This window comes from Roseitalea sp. (assembly GCF_984466335.1).
Genome location: NZ_CFIFWG010000229.1, coordinates 1 through 3,259, shown reverse-complemented (window position 1 = coordinate 3,259; position 3,259 = coordinate 1). Strand labels below are relative to the sequence as shown.

Genomic DNA, 3,259 nt, shown 5'->3' with positions numbered 1-3,259 from the left:
TGCCGCCGGCCTGACGGCGCTTCGTCAGCCCTCGCGCTGCGGCCGGCCGCGATGGTCGGTGCCGAACGTGTAGCCGGTCTCCACCGCGCGATCGCCATATTTGCCGCGCAGCGCGTCCATCGCCCGTTCGGCCTTCGCCCGGCGCGTGGCGGCCTGGTCGACCAGATCGTCCGGGTCGGCGCGCGCCGCATCGGCGAAATCGGCCACCCCGACGCCGAGCAGGCGGTAGGCGGTGCCGTCCAACTCCTTTTCCAGAAGCGGCAATGCGGCGCGGAAGATGCGATCGGCCAATTGCGTCGGATCGGCCAGTTGCCGGTTGCGGGTCTTCAGGTGAAAATCCTTGTCCTTCAGCTTCACCGTGACGGTCCGCCCCGCAAGTCCCTTGGCCTTCAGCCGCGCCGAAACCTTCTCGGCCAGCGCGCGCAGCACCGGCACCAGCGTCGCGGCGTCCGCGTGATCCTCGTTGAAGGTCGTCTCATGGCTGATCGACTTGGCGCCGCCGCGCGGTGCCACATGGCGCGTGTCCCGGCCCCGCGACAGGTGGTGGAGCCGCTGGCCCATCGCGCCGTAGCGTTTCATCAGCGCGGTTTCGTCCATCCGCTGCAAATGGCCGATATGGGTGATGCCGTCCCGTTCGAGCGTCGCGGCCAGCGCCTTGCCGACCCCCCAGATCAGCGTCACCGGCTGCCCGGCGAGGAAGTCGAGCGCCTCGGCTTCGCCGATCACCGAAAAGCCGCGCGGCTTTTCGAGGTCCGAGGCGACCTTGGCCAGGAACTTGCAGTAGGACAGGCCGATCGAGACCGAAATGCCGATCTCGTCCTCGACACGCCTGGCGAAGCGGGCCAGCGTGCGCGCCGGCGTATCGCGGTGCAGCCGTTCCGTGCCTGTCAGGTCGATGAACGCCTCGTCGATGGAAAGCGGCTCGACGAGCGGCGTGAGCGTTTCCATCAGCGTACGCACCTGTCGGCCGACGGCGGCGTATTTGGCCATGTCCGGCTTGATCACGACCGCGTTCGGGCAAGCCTTGAGCGCCTTGAACATCGGCATGGCGGACTTCACGCCGTTTATGCGCGCAACGTAGCAAGCCGTTGAAACGACTCCGCGCCTGCCCCCGCCGATGATGACGGGCTTGTCGGCCAGATCGGGGTTGTCGCGCTTTTCGACGGCCGCATAGAAGGCGTCGCAGTCGACATGGGCGATGGACAGGCGTGACAGTTCCGCATGGCGCGCCATGCGCGGGCTGCCGCAGGCCGCGCAGCGCCGCCCGGCGCCTTCGCCTTCGGCGGGCGCCATACAATCGCGGCAGAAGGCCGTCTGTGCGGGCTGGGGCGTCATGGTTCGAACATAGCACGAACGCCGTCGGTTCGGGAGCTCTCCGGCCGTTCAGGCGAAATCGCCGGGTCCGGGGACCGCTCCGCCGGCCAGCGCGGCGCCCGCCCGCTGCACGGCCGCCGGATCGAGCCCGTTGTCGGCGCAAAAGCGCATCAGCGTGGGCTCGTGCGCCAGAACGAAGTCGAGCACGCCGGCCAGAAAGCCCGGCTCGTCCGCGGCTTGCCGGATCCGGTCCGGGGCGATGCCGGTCAGGGCGCAGAACCGGTTCGTCATCCCACCGTCGGCCGACAGCCACGACAGGGCCGCAATGGCGATGGACGCGCCATCGGCGTTCATCTGCCTCGCCGTCCCGCTCGTTCCGTCATCGGCGCTGCGCATGGGATTTTCGCTCTTTCTCAATCATATGCCACTATAGTCAGGCGCGGCGCGGCGCGGGCACAATGTTGCCGCATGCGGTGATTCGCGTCCAAGGCCCGCCACAACGGGGTGTGACATGACCAAGACCGTGATGATCGTAGAGGACAATGAGCTGAACATGAAGCTCTTTCGCGACATCATCGAGGCCACCGGCTACGGGACCGTGCGCACGCGAAACGGCCTTGAGGCGCTCGATCTGGCGCGCGCCAACCGTCCCGACCTGATCCTCATGGACATCCAGTTGCCCGAGGTCTCCGGTCTCGAAGTGACCAAATGGCTCAAGGCCGACGACGACCTGCACGCCATCCCGGTCATCGCGGTGACCGCCTTCGCCATGAAGGGCGACGAGGAGCGCATCCGCCAGGGCGGCTGCGAGGGCTATATCTCCAAGCCCATCTCGGTTCCTAAGTTTATTGAAACCATTAGATCCTATCTTGGCGATGCGTAGGTGGGCGCCCGTCGGCGCCGGCCCGTTCCCGCTGGAGCCGACATGACAGCACGCATCCTCGTTGTCGATGACAATCAGCTCAATCTGGACCTGCTCAACGCGCGCTTGACGATGGAGTATTACGAGGTCGCCACCGCGCTCGACCAGATGCGGGACCGCGTGCACGGCCTGGAAGCGGGCGCCGACGATTTCCTGACCAAGCCGGTCAACGAGATACAGCTTCTGGCGCGGGTCAAGAGCCTTGCGCGCCTTAAGATGCTCACGGACGAGTTGCGCCTGCGCGCCCACACCACGCGCGACATCGCCATCGAGGAACTGCTGCGCCGGCAGGGAGCCGAGCCGGACAGGCGCGCCCAAGTGCTCTTGATCGACGAACGCGTTTCTGTGTTCGAGCGCTATGCGGGCATTGTGCGCGGCAAGGCCGACCTTCACCACATGCGCGAGCCGCAGGCCGGCGTGCTGGCCGCCGCCCAGGGGCGTTTCGACTGCGCGATCGTCTCCGCCGACTTCGCCGCGTTCGATCCGTTGCGCGTGATCTCGCAGTTGCGCTCGCTCGACCGCACGCGCTTTCTGCCGCTGATCCTGTCCAGCGACACCGAGAACGATGCGCTGATCGCCCGTGCCCTGGAGCTTGGCGTCAACGACTTCGTCGTCCGGCCGGTCGATCCCAACGAGTTCGTCGCCCGCCTGCGCACCCAGGTGCGCCGCAAGGCCTATCATGACGGGCTGCGCTCCAATGTCGCCGAATCGATCGAGCTTGCGGTCACGGACGGGCTGACCGGCCTGCACAACCGGCGCTATCTGGACACACATCTGCACACGCTGGTCGAGCGCGCGCGCAAGCGCGACCGGCCGCTGTCGCTGCTGATCACCGACATCGACCACTTCAAGGCGGTCAACGACACCCATGGCCACGACGGCGGAGACCAGGTGCTGCGCGAGTTCGCAAGGCGCCTGCGCGCGCAGGTGCGCGGCATGGATCTGGTGTGCCGCTATGGCGGCGAGGAGTTCGTCGTCGTCATGCCCGACACCTGCGCGGCAATGGCCGCCGAGATCGCCGAG

General features: G+C 67.1%; 4 protein-coding genes. 2 read left to right on the top strand and 2 right to left on the bottom strand.

Translation table 11 applies throughout. The features are described from left to right. Window positions 1-24 precede the first annotated feature (24 nt). Complete coding sequence (locus AC5E6L_RS14820; RefSeq protein ID WP_491774328.1) at window positions 25-1,335, bottom strand: DNA polymerase IV; 1,311 nt, start codon at window positions 1,333-1,335, stop codon at window positions 25-27. A 48-nt stretch (window positions 1,336-1,383) separates the two neighbouring features. Further along, window positions 1,384-1,710 carry a DUF3572 domain-containing protein gene (locus AC5E6L_RS14815; RefSeq protein ID WP_491774326.1) on the bottom strand — a complete coding sequence of 109 codons (327 nt, stop codon included), beginning with the start codon at window positions 1,708-1,710 and terminating at the stop codon, window positions 1,384-1,386. Between the two features lie 115 nt (window positions 1,711-1,825). Here AC5E6L_RS14815 and AC5E6L_RS14810 point away from each other — a divergent pair, with 115 nt between their 5' ends. Together AC5E6L_RS14810 and AC5E6L_RS14805 are read left to right on the top strand one after the other, a co-directional pair. Next, the gene (locus AC5E6L_RS14810; protein WP_491229581.1) at window positions 1,826-2,197 is read left to right on the top strand and encodes a response regulator; all 372 of its coding nucleotides are present in this window, start codon (window positions 1,826-1,828) and stop codon (window positions 2,195-2,197) included. A gap of 42 nt (window positions 2,198-2,239) precedes the next feature. Next, window positions 2,240-3,259: diguanylate cyclase (locus AC5E6L_RS14805; protein ID WP_491774324.1), on the top strand; the 1,020-nt coding region annotated here is incomplete at its 3' end.